This is a genomic window from Pseudomonas sp. MS646 (assembly GCF_036693845.1).
GTDB lineage: Bacteria > Pseudomonadota > Gammaproteobacteria > Pseudomonadales > Pseudomonadaceae > Aquipseudomonas > Aquipseudomonas chlororaphis_E.
In genome coordinates this window covers 3,411,778-3,427,731 of the sequence record NZ_CP144763.1, presented here as the reverse complement: position 1 = coordinate 3,427,731, position 15,954 = coordinate 3,411,778, and the positions used below count along the sequence as shown (strand labels likewise).

12 protein-coding genes are annotated in these 15,954 nt (G+C 65.3%); 7 read left to right on the top strand and 5 right to left on the bottom strand.

What is annotated here, in order from left to right:
- Window positions 1-137: 137 nt before the first annotated feature.
- The 4 genes from V3H56_RS15045 to V3H56_RS15030 form a co-directional block, all read right to left on the bottom strand.
- Entirely contained in the window at window positions 138-2,708 is a 2,571-nt protein-coding gene (locus tag V3H56_RS15045) for an EAL domain-containing protein (protein WP_338473534.1), read from the bottom strand.
- 142 nt (window positions 2,709-2,850) lie between these two features.
- Window positions 2,851-4,644 carry a thiamine pyrophosphate-requiring protein gene (locus tag V3H56_RS15040; protein ID WP_047737855.1) on the bottom strand — a complete coding sequence of 598 codons (1,794 nt, stop codon included), beginning with the start codon at window positions 4,642-4,644 and terminating at the stop codon, window positions 2,851-2,853.
- Between the two features lie 276 nt (window positions 4,645-4,920).
- Window positions 4,921-6,240 carry a HAMP domain-containing sensor histidine kinase gene (locus V3H56_RS15035; RefSeq protein WP_047737857.1) on the bottom strand — a complete coding sequence of 440 codons (1,320 nt, stop codon included), beginning with the start codon at window positions 6,238-6,240 and terminating at the stop codon, window positions 4,921-4,923.
- Window positions 6,237-6,977, bottom strand: a complete 741-nt coding sequence (locus tag V3H56_RS15030; RefSeq protein ID WP_047737859.1) for a response regulator — start codon at window positions 6,975-6,977, stop codon at window positions 6,237-6,239. The genes V3H56_RS15035 and V3H56_RS15030 overlap by 4 nt, the downstream gene beginning before the upstream one ends.
- Window positions 6,978-7,205: 228 nt before the next feature.
- Here V3H56_RS15030 and V3H56_RS15025 point away from each other — a divergent pair, with 228 nt between their 5' ends.
- From V3H56_RS15025 to V3H56_RS15015, 3 genes are all read left to right on the top strand, one after another.
- Window positions 7,206-7,469, top strand: a complete 264-nt coding sequence (locus V3H56_RS15025) for a DUF2790 domain-containing protein (RefSeq protein ID WP_047737861.1) — start codon at window positions 7,206-7,208, stop codon at window positions 7,467-7,469.
- A gap of 154 nt (window positions 7,470-7,623) precedes the next feature.
- Window positions 7,624-8,862: a cytochrome c biogenesis protein DipZ gene (locus V3H56_RS15020; protein WP_338473533.1), complete on the top strand. Its 1,239-nt coding sequence runs from the start codon at window positions 7,624-7,626 to the stop codon at window positions 8,860-8,862.
- A gap of 214 nt (window positions 8,863-9,076) precedes the next feature.
- A complete protein-coding gene (locus tag V3H56_RS15015; RefSeq protein WP_042732458.1) occupies window positions 9,077-9,421 on the top strand; it encodes a hypothetical protein in 345 nt (114 codons plus the stop codon).
- A gap of 16 nt (window positions 9,422-9,437) precedes the next feature.
- Here the strand turns inward: V3H56_RS15015 and V3H56_RS15010 are convergent, their stop codons facing one another.
- Window positions 9,438-11,318, bottom strand: a complete 1,881-nt coding sequence (locus V3H56_RS15010) for a sigma-54-dependent Fis family transcriptional regulator (protein WP_338473532.1) — start codon at window positions 11,316-11,318, stop codon at window positions 9,438-9,440.
- Window positions 11,319-11,661: 343 nt separating this feature from the next.
- Between V3H56_RS15010 and V3H56_RS15005 the strand changes: the two genes are divergently transcribed.
- The 4 genes from V3H56_RS15005 to V3H56_RS14990 are packed head-to-tail and all read left to right on the top strand — an operon-like array spanning window position 11,662 to window position 15,878.
- A complete protein-coding gene (locus V3H56_RS15005) occupies window positions 11,662-12,735 on the top strand; it encodes an NAD(+)/NADH kinase (RefSeq protein WP_338473531.1) in 1,074 nt (357 codons plus the stop codon).
- A 2-nt stretch (window positions 12,736-12,737) separates the two neighbouring features.
- Window positions 12,738-13,715, top strand: coding sequence for a thiamine pyrophosphate-dependent dehydrogenase E1 component subunit alpha (locus V3H56_RS15000; RefSeq protein ID WP_047737870.1), 978 nt, complete (start codon window positions 12,738-12,740; stop codon window positions 13,713-13,715).
- Window positions 13,716-13,749: 34 nt separating this feature from the next.
- Window positions 13,750-14,766, top strand: coding sequence for an alpha-ketoacid dehydrogenase subunit beta (locus V3H56_RS14995; protein WP_047737872.1), 1,017 nt, complete (start codon window positions 13,750-13,752; stop codon window positions 14,764-14,766).
- Window positions 14,766-15,878 carry an acetoin dehydrogenase dihydrolipoyllysine-residue acetyltransferase subunit gene (locus tag V3H56_RS14990; RefSeq protein ID WP_338473530.1) on the top strand — a complete coding sequence of 371 codons (1,113 nt, stop codon included), beginning with the start codon at window positions 14,766-14,768 and terminating at the stop codon, window positions 15,876-15,878. The genes V3H56_RS14995 and V3H56_RS14990 overlap by 1 nt, the downstream gene beginning before the upstream one ends.
- Window positions 15,879-15,954 lie beyond the last annotated feature (76 nt).

Here is a 15,954-nt window from a genome sequence, read left to right as displayed (position 1 = left end):
GGCTTGAGGTGTGTGCCCGCCACAGATCCCTGTGGGAGCGGGCTTGCCCGCGAAGGCGGTCTGACAGCCGGCCTGGCTCTTGCGGTGGGCCCCAATCCAACTGCCCGCGAAGGCGGTCGGTCAGTGCCCGCCAGGGCTCACAGCCACCGCGGGGTGGTAAAGAACGAGGCCATTTCCGAGCGGGCCAGGGGCGAGCCGAAGTAGGGGCCTTGGACATGGTCGCAGGCCACGCTGCGCAACTGGCGAAACTGCCGGGCGTTCTCGATGCCTTCGGCGGTCACCCTCAACCCCACGCTGCGACTCAGGCGGATCATGGCGAGTACGCCTTCCTCATCCTGCTCCAGGCCCAGTTGCGAGAGGATGTTGCGATCGAAGCGAATACCATCGAATGGCTGGTTCAGCACTTCGCGCAAGGACGCGATGTTGGTGCCGAACTTGTCGATATTGATCCGTACGCCCAGGTTTTTCAGGGCATGGAGGGTCGCGGCGACCGCCTTGTGATCGGCCAGCAGAACCCCTTCAGCCACCTCCAGGGTCAGCCGATGCGACGCCAGGCCGCTGGCATCGAGGGCCGCTTGCACCTGCTTGAGCAGGAAGCTGCTGCTGAACCACCTGGGGGAAACCGCGATGGACACGCTGACCGCGCTCGGCCAGCTCACCGCTTCTTCGCAGACGTTGATCAGCATCCAGGTGCCCAGTTCTTCCAACTGGCCGGAAGTCTCGGCAATGGGAATGAAATCGGCGCCCCCCAGTTCACCTTTCTCGGGGTGGTGCCAGAAGGCCTGCGCCTCGAACCCATGCAATTGCTCGGCGTTCATGTCGAAGCGAGGCAGGTAGCGCAGTTCCAATTGGCCCTGCTGCATCGCGTCGCGCAGTTGCTGTTCGTAGCGGCGCCGGTCGCGGGCGACATTGCCCATGGCTTCCACGTACACGCGCCAGGTGTTGCGGCCCGCGGCCTTGGCGGCGTACAGGGCGATGTCGGCTTGGCGCAGCAACTCGTGGGCGCGCTCGTCGCCCGGTTGCGCCCAGGCAACGCCGATGCTCACGCCCAGGTACAAGGTGTTGCCGTCCAGGTGCATCGGCCGCTGCATGCAATCGATCAGGCGCTGGCAGAGCTGGTCGAGGTCACTGGCCTCGCCCGGTTCAGGCATGACGATGACAAACTCATCGCCGCCCAGGCGCGCCACCAGGTCGGTGCTGCGTACGTTCTGCTGGAGGATATGGGCCACTTCCTTCAAAACCTTATCGCCCACGGCGTGGCCCAGGGAATCGTTGACCGGCTTGAAGCGGTCCATGTCCAGGTTCAGCACGGCCAGCGGTGCGCCGTCGGTGCGGCCGAGGTGTTCGCTGAGGCAGTCGAACAAGCGATTGCGGTTGGCCAGCCCGGTCAACGGGTCGTGGAGCGACAGGTGCTTGATCTGCGCCAGCGCCCGCAACTCCTCGGTGATGTCGGTGGCGGTGCCGCGAAAGCCCAGGGTGCCGGCCTCGATGGCCCGCACGGCGATCTTGCAGGTGCGTGTGCGCAGGTTGCGCGCGGTGTATTCGCACAGCAGTGCGGTCGGCTCGGCACTGTTGGCGCCGCCCAGCAGCCAATGGGCGATGGAAATCGATCCGTCATGGGGATGAAGCAACCGGTGCAGCGGCTTTCCCAGCCATTCCGCCGGACTGAAGCCGGTCACTTGTTCAAAGCGTTCCGACAGGTAGGTGAGGGTTCCGGCCGAGTTGACTTCCCACAGCCAGTCGGACGATACCTCGGCAATGTCGCGGAAACGCTCTTCACTGCGCTCCAGCGCCTTGCGATGGGCCAGCAGGCTGGCGTACTGGCGCTCCTGGGCGCGGAGCATGACCAGGGCATGGCGCAACACCGCCAGCGCCAGGATCGCCAGCACCAGCAGCGCCACGGCCAGCACCGGCAGCAAGGCCTTGCGCAGGTCACTGCCCGGCGTCAGCGGGCGCCAGGCCAGTGCCTCCTGGGTCAGGTCGTTCAGTAGAAACTGGGCGGTGTCGGGTGGTCCGGGCGAGCGGGCGACGTGGGCATCGGGCAGGACGAAGTCCCGCGCCAGGTTCTGCAACGACGCGCCATCGAGGACCTTGACGAACAACATCAGGCTGGGCGGGCCGGGAATGTGTGGCACGCTGTTATCCGTGCCGGTGGTGATGGCGGACGTGGCGACGAACGCTGGGGCGCCGTCGTGGTGCAACATCTCGACGATGACTTCGTCGCGATTGTTCTCGGCGCTGGCTTTTTTCTCCAGGGCCCGCAGGTTGCCGGTCAGCCAGGCATCGGCGGTGACGTCGCTCAGCTGCCCGTCGATCACCGAATAGACGGTCTTGCCGGTCGGGGAAATAACGAACACGGCCTGGTAGCCGTAGAGCGAAAAGACGCTGCTGCCGACGTTTTCCTGGTCGAAGGCCCAGGCCTTGTCCACTTCGACATGCAGGTGGCGGTAGGCGTCGCTCCACTTGGAGTAGTCGTTCAAGTCCCGTGCGATGCCGGTGCGGATGCCCTCGATGGCCCGTTGGGCGAAGAACAGGCTCTGTTCACGGGCGCGTTGGTCCTGGGCGGCCGTGATGTTGAGCAACACGGCAATCGCCAGGGCCGACATGAAAAACAGCACCAGCATGATGGCCGGGAAGGTGCGGCGAGTGAAGTTTCGGCTTGGCGAGCCCGAGAGGACAGTTGAGTCGTTGCCAGCATCTTCAGTCATAAACAAGCCATCAGCTAAACGCGAAATATCCCGCACGTCCCTGTATCGGCTGTCTGATCGATTAACTTAATTGACCTGACAGTCGACACGGCCCGTGCGGGGCGGCCGTTGGCGTTGCCTGAAACCAGGCTGGTGTTGTGGTTCAGTCTTTTTTGGTGCCCGGCAGCAGGGCGCTCAGCACCTGTTTGGCGGTCTCGACCACGATGCCACGTTCGTTCGGGTCACCCTGCAGGAGCGTGGAGGCGAACTTCTTCGCCTGTTCCAGCTTGATGTGCGGCGGCAGCGGCGGCACGTCAGGGTCGGTGCGGAATTCGATCAGCACCGGCCGTTGCGCCGCCAGCGCTTGCTCCCAGGCCGCCGCCACATCGTCCTCGTGCAGCACCAGAATGCCCTTCAGGCCGATGGATTCGGCGAACAGGTGGTAGGGCACGTCGGGGATGTCCTGGGAGGCCTCGAACTTCGGATCGCCCTCCATCACCCGTTGCTCCCAGGTCACCTGGTTCAGGTCGCGGTTGTTGAACACCGCGCAGATCCAGGTGCCGTTGGCCCAGGTGCGCCAGTACTTGGCAACGGTGATCAGCTCAGCCATGTTGTTCATCTGCATGGCGCCATCGCCCACCAGGGCGACCACTGGCCGATCCGGGTGGCAGAACTTCGCCGCAATGGCATAGGGCACGGCGGCACCCATGGACGCCAGGCCGCCGGACAGCGAGCACATCATGCCGCGCCGGATCTGGATATCCCGGGCGAACCAGTTGGCGCAGGAGCCGGAATCGCAAGTGATGATGGCGCGGTCCGGCAGCCTCGGCGACAGCTCGAACGTCACGCGCTGCGGATTGATCGGCTTGGCCGAGACCAGGGCACGCTTTTCCAGGGTCTTGTCCCAGCGTTCGCGCCAGTGCTCGATCTTCTTGCGCCAGGTGCGATCGGTCTTTGTTTCGAGCAGTGGCAGTAGGGCCCGCAGAGTGTCGGCGCTGTCGCCGTGCAAGCTGACCTCCATGGGGTAGCGCAGGCTGAGCATGTCCGGTTGAATGTCGATCTGCACGCCGCGGGCCTGGCCTTCAGGAGGCAGGAATTCGGCGTAGGGGAAGCCGGAGCCGATCATCAGCAGCGTATCGCAGCCGGCCATCATGTCGTCGCTGGGTTCAGTGCCGAGCAGGCCGATGGAGCCGGTCACCCAGGGCAGGTCGTCCGGTACGGCGGCCTTGCCGAGCAACGCCTTGGCCACGCCGGCCCCGAGTTTCTCGGCGACGGCGATTACTTCGTCGGTGGCCCCTAGTGCACCGGCGCCTACCAGGATGGCGACTTTCTTGCCGGCATTGAGGACCTCGGCGGCCTTGCGCAGATCGTCTTCGTACGGCACGACCCTGGGCTTGCGGTAGCCGACGCCGGAATGCACCGTGCCGTGCTTGTGGGGCGGGGCGGTGTATTCCAGGTCCTGGAGGTCGTTCGGCAGGATCAACGCCGTGACCCGGCGCTCGCCCACGGCCGTGCGCACGGCGCGATCGAGCAGGTGGCGGACCTGGGACGGTGCGCTAGCCTGCTGCACGAACGCTCCGGCGACGTCCTTGAACAGGCTGACCAGGTCCAGTTCCTGCTGGTAGTGCCCGCCCAGGGCTGCGCGAGCCTGTTGGCCGCAGATGGCCAGCACCGGCATGTGGTCCATGCGGGCGTCGTAGAGGCCGGTGATCAGGTGCGAGGCGCCCGGCCCGGAGGTGGCGATGCACACCCCCAGTTCACCGGTGAACTTGGCGTGGGCACAGGCCATGAACGCGGCCATTTCCTCGTGGCGGGCCTGGATGAAGCGGATTTTCCCGTTCGCCCGGTTCAGGGCGCCGAAGACCCCGTTGATGCCATCGCCCGGATAACCATAGATACGACGAACCCCCCATTCATAAAGGCGTTCCACCAGAAAATCACCGACGGTCATGCTCATGTCTGTCCCTCGTAGGTAGGCCGCGCAGGCGCGCGGCGTTGACGGTCATACAGGACTGGACCGATGCAAGCGGTTCAAGGTTTCGATTTTTTCCGGCGGCAGGGGTAACGAAAAAGATCACTGGATTAGTCAATGTGGCGAGGGAATTTATCCCCGCTGGGCGGCGAAGCGGCCCTGGAACCTGTCGCCTCGGTGTGTCAAGAGGATTGAGTCAGCTGCGTTGGGGCTGCTGCGCAGCCCAGCGGGGATAAATCCCCTCGCCACATTGGATCGCGGTTAATTCATCGAGGTGTCGCGACCCAGGCGCAACTCGGCGCACAGGCCGCCGCCGTCGCGGTTGCTCAGGGTCAGCGAGCCGCCCATGGCGATTGCCAGTTGCTGGGCGATGGCCAGCCCCAGCCCGGTGCCGCCGGTTTCCCGGTTGCGCGAGCTTTCGACCCGGTAGAACGGCTTGAGTACTTCGGCCAGTTCCTGTTCGTCGATACCGGGGCCACGGTCCAGGACCTGGATCGACAGTTGCCCGTTGTCGGTGGGCTGCACATGGAGCTGGGCCGCGCCGCCGAATTTCAGTGCGTTGTCCACCAGGTTGACCAGCACGCGCCGCAAGGCATGGGGGCGGGTGTCGATGACCGCGGCGTTTTTTCCGGACAGGTGCACGTCCTTGCCGGTGTCCTGGTAGTCGAACACCAGGCTGTCGAGAAACGCGTCGAGGTTGATTCGGCAGCTGGCCTCGGTGGCGCCATGGATGCTGCGGGCATAGGCCACGCCTTCGCGCACGAGGTGCTCCATCTCGCTCAGGTCGCTCCAGAGCTTGTCCTTTTCCAGGCCATCGTCCATGAACTCGGCGCGCAGCTTCATGCGCGTGATGGGCGTCTGCAAGTCATGGGAGATCGCCGCCAGCAACTGCATGCGCTCCTTGAGGTAGGCGGCGATGCGGTCCTGCATGGCATTGAACGCCTTGGCGGCGTGCAGCACCTCGGTGGGGCCTTTTTCGTCCAGGCGCACGCTGTGGGCATTCGGGTCGAGGGTTTCCACCGCCTGGGCCAGCCGGGTAAGCGGGCCGACGGCAATGCGCACGGCCAGCCAGGTGCAACCGATCAACAGCGCCAGTTGCCCCAGCAAGACCATCGGCAACCACGGCGACAGCGGCACCATTGCCGGGCGCACGTCGATGGTCAACGGGCTGCCGTCGCTCAAGCGAAGGTGAGCCTGGTAGTGCTTCTGCGGCCCGGGCAGGTCGGTGAAGGTCAGGGCGTAGGCCTGGCCGATGGCGTCCTGGATCGAACTCATCGAGATCGGCGCATCGTCGGTCTGCATCGGCTGGCCGGCCTGGCCTTCTTCCAGCAGGTAGCCGTAGTTGCGCCGGGCGAGTTTCGGCAGCCAGGCCGGACGCTCGGCGGCGGGCAGGCGGTCGAGGATGGCGACGGAGGTGGCAACGTCGGTTTCCAGGTTGCCGAGCATGGTCGACTTAGCGCTCTGGTAGCGCTCGTAGTACTGGGCGCCGAAGGACAGGCCCTGGGCCAGGATCAGGCCGACCAGGAAAATCAGCGACAGCCTCGACGCGAGGGTGCGTGGCCAGCGCAGCGGCAGGTTCATACCGACGCCTCGAGGATTTCCACCGGCAGCGAGAACACATAACCTTCGCTGCGCACGGTCTTGATGTAGGCCGGTTCCCGGGCATCGTCCAGCAGGCGCTGGCGCAGGCGGCTGACCAGCAAGTCGATGGAACGGTCGAACAGGTCGGCGTCCCGGCCCTGGGTCAGGTTGAGCAACTGGTCACGGTTGAGCACCCGCTGCGGATGGTCCAGGAACACCCGCAACAAACGGTACTCGGCGCCGCTCAGGGCCACCAGGGTGCCGTCGGTGTCCAGCAGGTGGCGGGCGGTGGTGTCCAGGCGCCAGCGACCGAACCCCAGCAGGCGACCGCTTTCGGTGACCACCAGGTTGGGCGGCAGCATGCGGGTGCGGCGTAGCACGGCGTTGATGCGGGCCAGCAGTTCCCGGGCGGCGAAGGGCTTGACCAGGTAATCGTCGGCGCCCATTTCCAGGCCGATGATGCGGTCGGTTTCGTCATTGCGGGCGGTGAGCATCAGCACCGGCGTAGCCTTGTGCTTGCCGGCGCGCAATTCGCGGCACAACACCAGGCCGTCATCGCCGGGCATCATGATGTCGAGCACGATCAGGTCCACCGGGGTGGTCTCCAGGAACGCCCGCATCTGCCGGCCATCGGCGACGACGGTGGTGCGCAGGCCGTTCTTCTTCAGGTAGTTGCCCACCAGCTCTCTGATCTCGCGATCGTCATCCACAATCAATACGTGATCGACATGATCCATGGTGCCCAGTCCCCTTGGCGTTTCGGTGTGGTCAGTCTACAGGCGCCAGCCGGCGCGGCCCGCGGCGGTTTGTATTGCAGTGTATCTGGCGCGCGACGGATACACAGGAATGCAAAAAGCCCCCCGGCCCGATACAGGCGCGATACCTGGGCAGCATTCAATGGCGTCCAACGGGGCAACGCAACCGGCCTCGACAGAAAACTCATTGACTGCACCGAGGACACCGCCATGAACACCAAAGCCATCTACGCCGCCTGCCTCTTCGCCGCCCTGAACATCTGCACGCTGTCCGCCCGGGCCGAAGGCAACGTCCAGGCGCAAACCTACACCTACGGCACCCACCTGGACATCCAGAAAGTGCTCTCGATGACCGAAGATGCCGGCCCGGACTGCGGCGTGGTCAACGCCCACATGACCTACCTGGATTCGGCAGGTCACCAGCAGGCGCTGGACTACAGCAAGTTTTCCGATCATTGCAGTGACGGGAACTGAGTCCCTCAACCTCGTGGCGAGGGAGCTTGCTCCCGCTGGGCTGCGCAGCAGCCCCCGACGATTTGACACCGAGGCGCCTGGATTGGGGCCGCTGCGCGACCCAGCGGGAGCAAGCTCCCTCGCCACGGTCACGCTTGTTTATTGAGGTGATGCCATGCTTCTGATCGCTTTCCTCGGCGGGATCCTGACGATCCTCAGCCCTTGTATTCTGCCCGTGGTGCCGTTCCTGTTCGCTCGGGCCAATCGTGCGCCAGGTTCCATGTTGTTGACCCTTGGCGGCATGGTGCTGACGTTCGCCCTGGTGTCGAGCCTGGCGGTGGTCAGCAGCGACTGGGTGCTGCGCGCCAGCAACGTCGGCCGGCAAGTCGCCCTGGCGGTGATGGTGCTGTTTGCCTTGTCGCTGATCTTCAGCCGGGTCGGCACCTGGCTGGCACGGCCGCTGGTGCACCTGGGCAACCGGGTGGACGCCGGCGCCGGGCGCCTGGGTGGGCCGCTGGCATCGGTGCTGATCGGCGTCGCCACCGGGCTGCTCTGGGCGCCTTGCGCCGGGCCGATACTCGGCGTGATCCTGACCGGTGCCATGCTGCAGGGCGCCAACGCCGGAACCAGCCTGTTGCTGCTCGCCTATGGCCTGGGCAGCGCCTTGTCCCTGGGCACCTTGATCTTCGCCGGACGCGGCGTGGTCTCCCGGCTGAAGCTGTCCTTGCCGGTGACGGCCTGGCTGCGCCGGGGCAGCGGAGTAGTTGTGCTGTTGGCTGCGGTGGCGATTGGCACCGGTGCCGATGATCGGTTATTGGCCAACACCTCTTCCCAAGGGGGCGCGAGCCTGGAGCAGAGCCTGCTGGACAAGGTGCCCAAGGCGATCGACTACGTGGTCAGCAAGGCCAGCGCCAGCCCCATGCCGACCCTTGAGGCCAAGGGAGACATGCCTTCGCTGGACGGCGCGGTGCAATGGTTGAACTCGCCGCCGCTGAGCGCCGAATCGCTGCGCGGCAAGGTGGTGCTGGTGGACTTCTGGACCTACGACTGCATCAACTGTCAGCACACGCTGCCTTACGTGAACGGCTGGGCGAAGCAATACGAGAAGGATGGGCTGGAGGTCATCGGCGTCCATACCCCGGAATACGGCTACGAGAAGATCATCGACAACGTGCGTGAGCAGGTGCGCAAGCTGGGCATCCACTACCCGGTGGCCATCGACAATCAATATGCGATCTGGCGTGCCTTCGACAACCAGTACTGGCCGGCGCATTACTTCATCGACGCCAAGGGGCAGGTGCGCTACAGCCACTTCGGCGAAGGGCGCTATGCCGAGCAGGAACAGGTGATCCAGCAGTTGCTGCAAGAGGCCAAGGCGGACGCAGCCGCAATTCATCACACCAAAGGTCAATAGTGCACAAACCCTGTGGCGAGGGGATTTATCCCCGTTGGGTCGCGAAGCGGCCCCAAAACCTGACGACTCGATGCGTCAGATAGATCTACGGGGCTGCTTTGCAGCCCAACGGGGATAAATCCCCTCGCCACAGGGGGCGCACGTCAGTGCTGGCCCCTTGCTTGCGAAAACGTCGTCAAACTTCTTTTATTTCAGAATGTTGAGCGACAAACCTATGCAAATTTCTATGTCGAGCCTGGCGCGATGGGGCGCGGTGACGGTTCTCCTGGCGGCCGTCTCGCTTGAGGTCCAGGCCAGGGCACTGACGCAAAACCAGCAATCGGTGTGTCGCTGGGGATCGGACATCGCGGCAGGGGCACAGGCCTCGAAACTGTCCGGGATCACCCTGTACGGCGCACGCAAGAAGCTGCAGGTGCGCAAGTTTCCCCGGCCCTGGATGCGCATGACCGCCCTGGGCATCACCGAGCAGACCTACAACAGTGCCTCGCGCCTCAAGCCCGCCGCAGTCAAGCAGACCTACTACGAGCAGTGCGTGCGCCACGAGCTGGCGCAGAAATGATCGAGCACCAACTGCGCTAAGCCGGCCTGCGTCCCGGCATTTCGATGCCATGCTGGTGGACCCGTCGATACAGGGTCGCCCGGGAAATGCCCAGGGCGCGGGCCGCGGCGGTGGGCTTCCAGCGATGGCGCACCAGGGCATCGAGCAGCGCCTGGCGTTCCGGGCTGGCGCTTGGTTCCGACGCCTCCAAGGCAACGTCACTGCCGTGCAGTGACTCGGGCAGGTGGCGGAGTTGGATCACGTCGGCGTCGGACACCGCGCAGGCGTAGCGCAGCACATGGCGCAACTGGCGGATATTGCCCGGCCAGTGATAGCCGAGCAGGCATTCCAGGGCCGCGTCGCTGCATTGCACAGGCGTGCCGCACAGCGCCGCCTCCTCGGCGAGAATACGATTGATCAGGGCCAGTCGATCCGTGCGCTCGCGCAGCGGTGGCAGTTGGAAGCGGGCGCCGCCGAGGCGGAAGTACAAGTCTTCGCGAAATTCGCCGCTGGCCACCAGCGTCTCCAGGTCGCGGTGCGTGGCGCAGATCACCTGGATGTCGACGGCCTTGCGCCGTGAAGCACCCAGCGGCGCCACTTCGCCTTCGGCCAACACCCGCAGCAGGCGGGTTTGCAGCGCCAGCGGCATGTCACCGATTTCATCCAGGAACAACGTCCCGCCATCGGCTTGTTGCAGCAGGCCTTGCATGCCTTTGGCTGACGCGCCGGTGAAGGCCCCGGCGACATAGCCGAACAACTCGCTCTCGATCAGGCTTTCGGGAATCGCCGCGCAATTGAGCGCTACGAACGGGCGGTCGCGGCGTTCGCTGGCCTGGTGCAGTTGACGGGCGAACACTTCCTTGCCGGACCCGGTTTCGCCCTGGACCAGCACCGGCAGGTTGCGGTCCTTGACCCGTACCGCCAGGCGCAGGCTGTCGGCCAGGCGTGGATCGAGCTCGGCCGGTGCCAGCGCGACCCGGGGCCGACTGGTGGCCCGCTGGCGTGGCGCGCTGAGGCGGCCGTGCAGGGCTGGGCCGTTGCCGTGGCCCAGCAGGGGGTAGAGGTGTTCGTCTCGGGCACGGTGCAGCCACTGTTGATCGAAGACCTGGCTGATATGGCTCGGCAACTGGCCGTAGCGTTCCAGCAGGTATTGGCGGGCAGCCGGGTTCAGCGCTTGCAGGCAACCGTCGTCGTCCCAGGCGAAGAGGAAGTCCGGTTGGCTGTCGACATAGCCGGCGTTGCGGTGACCGCGCAGCACCCAGTAGCCCTGGGCGCTGCTGAGGAAAAACGCTTGTTCGATCTCCCGGGCGCTCTGCACCACCATTTGCCGGATCAGGTGCTGCGAGCGCCGATCATCCGGTGAGCGCACCGCCGACACGTCCAACACGCCGAGCAGTTCCCCCTGAGGGTCGAAGACCGGGGCCGCCGAGCAGGTCAGGCCGATGAACGCGGCGCGGAAATGGTCGCGCTTGTGCACCGTCACCGGTGCCTTGGCCGTGAGCACGGCCGCCACCCCGCAGGTGCCTTCTTCACCCTCCGACCAACAGGTGCCCAGGTAAAGCCCGGCCTTGCGGCAGTCGTTGCGCAGGGTGGTTTCCACGCGGTAGTCGATGGTCTGGCCCTGGGCGTCGGTCAGCAACACGCAGTAATCGGCGTCGCGCACCCGACCATGGAGGCGGGCGACTTCTTCGCTGGCGATGTTGAGGAACAGTTCGGAGCGCTCGCGACACTGCTTGAGCACGTCCTCGGAGAGGATGCGCGGGCCCTGCAAGGAGCCTGGGTCCAGGTGGTGTTGCTCCATGGACCGACGCCAGGAGTCGAGGATCAGGTCTGGCACGGGCAACTGGGGCAACCGGTCGGCGTTCTTCACCACGCGGCTGACGCAATCGACATGCGCCCGGGAGTGAGCGGAAAGCATGGGGCCTCCGATTCAGCTTCTTATCGTTGTGCGCCCATTAAGCGCCGTTCGCCGGAAGCAGACAAGCCTGGCCGGCCTCAGGGCTGGGGTGAGACGCCACGTCTCACGGTCTCGGCAAGCACCCGTGCAGGCTGACATGCGGCGTCTCACGGGGCCTGGCCTCTGGCACCCGTTCATTTCGTCTGGAGGCCTCTGGAACGGGCTTTCAGCGGGTTTTCTCAGGAACTGGCACCGGCCTTGCTCTGTGCCTAGGGCCCGCTCGACGGGTCTTCGAATAATAAAAACGAGGTGCGCCCATGTCTTTCTGCCCAGGTCGTTTTCCCTTCACGCTGACGGTGACGTCATGAGTCGCCGGCCCTTGACGGTGGGCATCATCGCCAACCCGGCATCGGGCCGTGACGTTCGGCGCCTGACCGCCAACGCCGGGCTGTTTTCCAGCACCGACAAGGTGTCGGTGATCCAGCGCTTGCTGGCCGCGTTCGGCGCCACGGGTGTTGAGCAGGTGTTGATGCCCACCGACATGATTGGCATGGCCGCCGCTTTGCTGAAGAACAGCCACGGCCGCCAGGCGCGCAGCAGCCACTGGCCGGCCTTGGAGTTCCTTGACCTGACCCTGCGCCAGACCGTCGAGGACACCCGACGGGCGGCGCGGTTGATGGCCGAACGCGAGGTCGCGCTGATCGCTGTGCTGGGCGGTGACGGCACCCACAAGGCCGTGGCCGCCGAGGTCGGCGACATCCCGCTGCTGACCCTGTCCACCGGCACCAACAATGCTTTTCCCGAACTGCGCGAGGCCACCAGTGCTGGCTTGGCCGGCGGGTTGTACGCCAGTGGCCGGATCCCGGACTCGATCGGCTTGCGCCGCAACAAGCGCTTGTTGGTCTGTGATGCCGGACGTGGCTTGCGCGAAGTCGCCTTGGTGGACGTCGCCGTGTCGCCGCTGCGCTTCGTCGGCGCCCGGGCCATCAGTCGCGCACAGGACCTGGCCGAAGTCTTCGTGACCTTCGCCGAACCGCAATCCATTGGCCTGTCGGCGCTGTGCGGCTTGTGGTTTCCGGTTTCACGCCAGGCACCGGGGGGCGCCTGGATGCGCCTGGACCCGCAATCCCCCGAAGCGCTGCTGGTGCCGCTCGCGCCAGGGCTGCTGCAAGGCTGTGGCGTGCTCGCTGCCGGGCCCCTGGAACCTGGCATCGCCCACGGCCTGTCGCTTTCCAGCGGCACCCTGGCCCTGGACGGTGAGCGGGAAATCGAATTCAACGCGCAGGACCGGCCAACGGTCACCCTCGATGCCGGCGGCCCGCTGAGCATCGACGTCAATGCGGTGCTGGCCTACGCCGCGCAACACCGTTTGCTGGCAATCGGCCGCGAACACCCGCAACACCCTCTGAATCTTCAAGAAGACACCCCAGGAGAATAAAAATGTCGACACCGCTCACCCACGATCAACTGCTGCACGCCTACCAGGTGATGCGCACCATCCGTGCGTTCGAAGAGCGCCTGCACGTGGAATTCGCCACCGGCGAGATCCCCGGCTTCGTCCACCTCTATGCCGGCGAAGAGGCGTCGGCCGCCGGGGTCATGGCGCATCTGGGCGATGACGACTGCATCGCCTCCAACCACCGTGGCCACGGCCATTGCATCGCCAAGGGCGTGGACGTCTACGGGATGATGGCCGAGATCTACGGCAAGAAAACCGGGGTCTGCCAGGGCAAGGGCGGCTCGATGCACATTGCCGATATCGAGAAGGGCATGCTCGGCGCCAACGGCATCGTCGGGGCGGGCGCGCCGCTGGTGGTCGGCGCCGCGCTGGCGGCCCGGCTCAAGGGCACCGACAGTGTCGCCGTGGTGTTCTTCGGCGATGGCGGCTCCAACGAAGGCGCGGTGTTCGAAGCCATGAACATGGCGTCGGTGTGGAACCTGCCGTGCCTGTTCATCGCCGAGAACAATGGCTACGCCGAAGCGACCGCCTCCAACTGGTCGGTGGCCTGCGATCACATCGCCGACCGCGCCGCCGGCTTCGGCATGCCCGGGGTCACGGTGGATGGCTTTGATTTCTTCGCGGTCCATGAAGCCGCCGGCGCCGCGGTCGAGCGTGCCCGGGCGGGCGAGGGGCCCTCGCTGATCGAGGTCAAGCTGACGCGCTACTACGGCCACTTCGAGGGCGATGCCCAGACTTACCGGGCGCCCGACGAGGTCAAGCATTTCCGCGAGCACCAGGATTGCCTGATGCAGTTCCGTGAACGCACGACCCGGGCCGGGTTGCTGACGGTCGAGCAACTGGACCTGATCGATAAGGAGGTGGACCTGTTGATCGAGAACGCGGTGTACAAGGCCAAGTCCGATCCCAAGCCCACCGCGGCGGACCTGCTGACCGACGTCTACGTCTCCTACCCCTGAACGCCCCTATAAAACAAGAACAGAGAATTCCATCATGGCGAGAAAAATCAGTTATCAGCAGGCAATCAACGAAGCCCTGGCCCAGGAAATGCGCCGCGACGCCAGCGTCTTCATCATGGGCGAAGACGTCGCCGGCGGTGCCGGTGCGCCCGGTGAAAACGACGCCTGGGGCGGTGTGCTCGGCGTCACCAAGGGCCTCTACGACCAGTTTCCCGGGCGTGTGCTCGACACCCCACTGTCGGAAATCGGTTACGTCGGCGCGGCGGTCGGCGCGGCCACCTGCGGCGTGCGTCCGGTGTGCGAACTGATGTTCGTCGACTTTGCCGGCTGCTGCCTGGACCAGATCCTCAACCAGGCGGCGAAGTTTCGCTACATGTTCGGCGGCAAGGCCGCCACGCCGTTGGTGATCCGCACCATGGTCGGCGCCGGCCTGCGCGCCGCCGCCCAGCATTCGCAGATGCTCACTTCCCTGTGGACCCACATCCCGGGGCTCAAGGTGGTGTGCCCGTCCTCGCCCTATGACGCCAAGGGCCTGCTGATCCAGGCGATCCGCGACAACGACCCAGTGATCTTCTGCGAGCACAAATTGCTCTACAGCCTGCAGGGCGAAGTCCCCGAAGAGCTCTACACCATCCCGTTTGGCGAGGCGAATTTCCTGCGCGACGGCAAGGACGTGACCCTGGTGTCCTACGGACGCATGGTCAATACCGCCATGGACGCGGCGCGCAGCCTGGCCGGGCGCGGTATCGACTGCGAAGTCATCGACCTGCGCACCACCAGCCCGATGGACGAGGACAGCATCCTGGAGAGCGTCGAGAAGACCGGCCGCCTGGTGGTCATCGACGAGGCCAACCCGCGCTGTTCCATGGCCACGGACATCTCGGCGCTGGTGGCCCAGAAAGCCTTCGGTGCCCTCAAGGCTCCGATCGAAATGGTCACCGCGCCCCACACGCCGGTGCCGTTCTCCGATGCCCTGGAAGACCTGTACATCCCTGACGCGGCGAAGATCGAGCAAGCCGTGCTCAACGTGATCGAGTGGAGCAAGCGCTGATGAGCCAGATTCATACCCTGACCATGCCCAAGTGGGGCCTGTCGATGACCGAAGGCCGGGTCGATGCCTGGCTCAAGGAGGAGGGCCAGGCCATCACCAAGGGCGATGAGGTGCTGGACGTGGAGACTGACAAGATCTCCAGCAGCGTCGAGGCGCCGTTTTCCGGCATTTTGCGTCGGCAGGTCGCGCGCCAGGACGAGACCCTGGCGGTCGGCGCCTTGCTCGGCATCGTGGTGGAGGGCGAGGCCAGCGAGGCCGAGATCGACGCCGTCATCGAGCAGTTCCAGTCCAGCTTCGTGCCGGGCGATGCCGCCGCCGAGGACACCGGGCCGAAACCGCAGAAAGTCGAGCTGGACGGCCGGGTGATCCGCTACTTCGAACGTGGCGAAGGGGGCACGCCGTTGGTGCTGGTGCACGGCTTTGGCGGCGACCTGAACAACTGGCTGTTCAACCATGAAGCCTTGGCGGTGGGCCGTCGGGTGATTGCCCTGGACCTGCCGGGTCATGGCGAATCCGCCAAGGCCCTGCAACGCGGCGACCTGGATGAACTGAGCGGCGTGGTGCTGGCCTTGCTCGATCATCTGGACATCAGCGTCGCGCACCTGGTGGGGCATTCCATGGGTGGAGCGGTGTCGCTGAACGCCGCGCGCCTGATGCCTCAGCGGGTTCGCTCCCTGACCTTGATCGGCAGCGCCGGCCTGGGCACGCAGATCAACGGTGGTTACTTGCAAGGCTTCGTCGAGGCCGCCAACCGCAACGCCCTCAAGCCGCAACTGGTGCAGTTGTTTTCCAATGCCGAGCTGGTCAACCGGCAGATGCTCGACGACATGCTCAAGTACAAGCGCCTGGAGGGGGTGGACGCAGCCCTCAAGCAACTGGCGGCGACGCTGTTCACCGACGGCCGGCAACAGACCGACCTGCGGGAGGTGGTGCAGGCCGGCCACGTACCGACGTTGGTGATCTGGGGCAGCGACGACGCGATCATCCCGGCGGCCCATAGCGAGGGGCTGGCGGCACGGGTCGAGGTGTTGTCCGGCCAGGGCCATATGGTCCAGATGGAGGCGGCCGAGCAGGTCAATCGGCTGATCCTCGAGTTCATCCAGCAGCACTGACCCATGCGGGCGGCGAGCGAATCGCGGCCCCTCAATTTCTGGAGGCAATACGATGAACGTTTCAATCACGCCTACC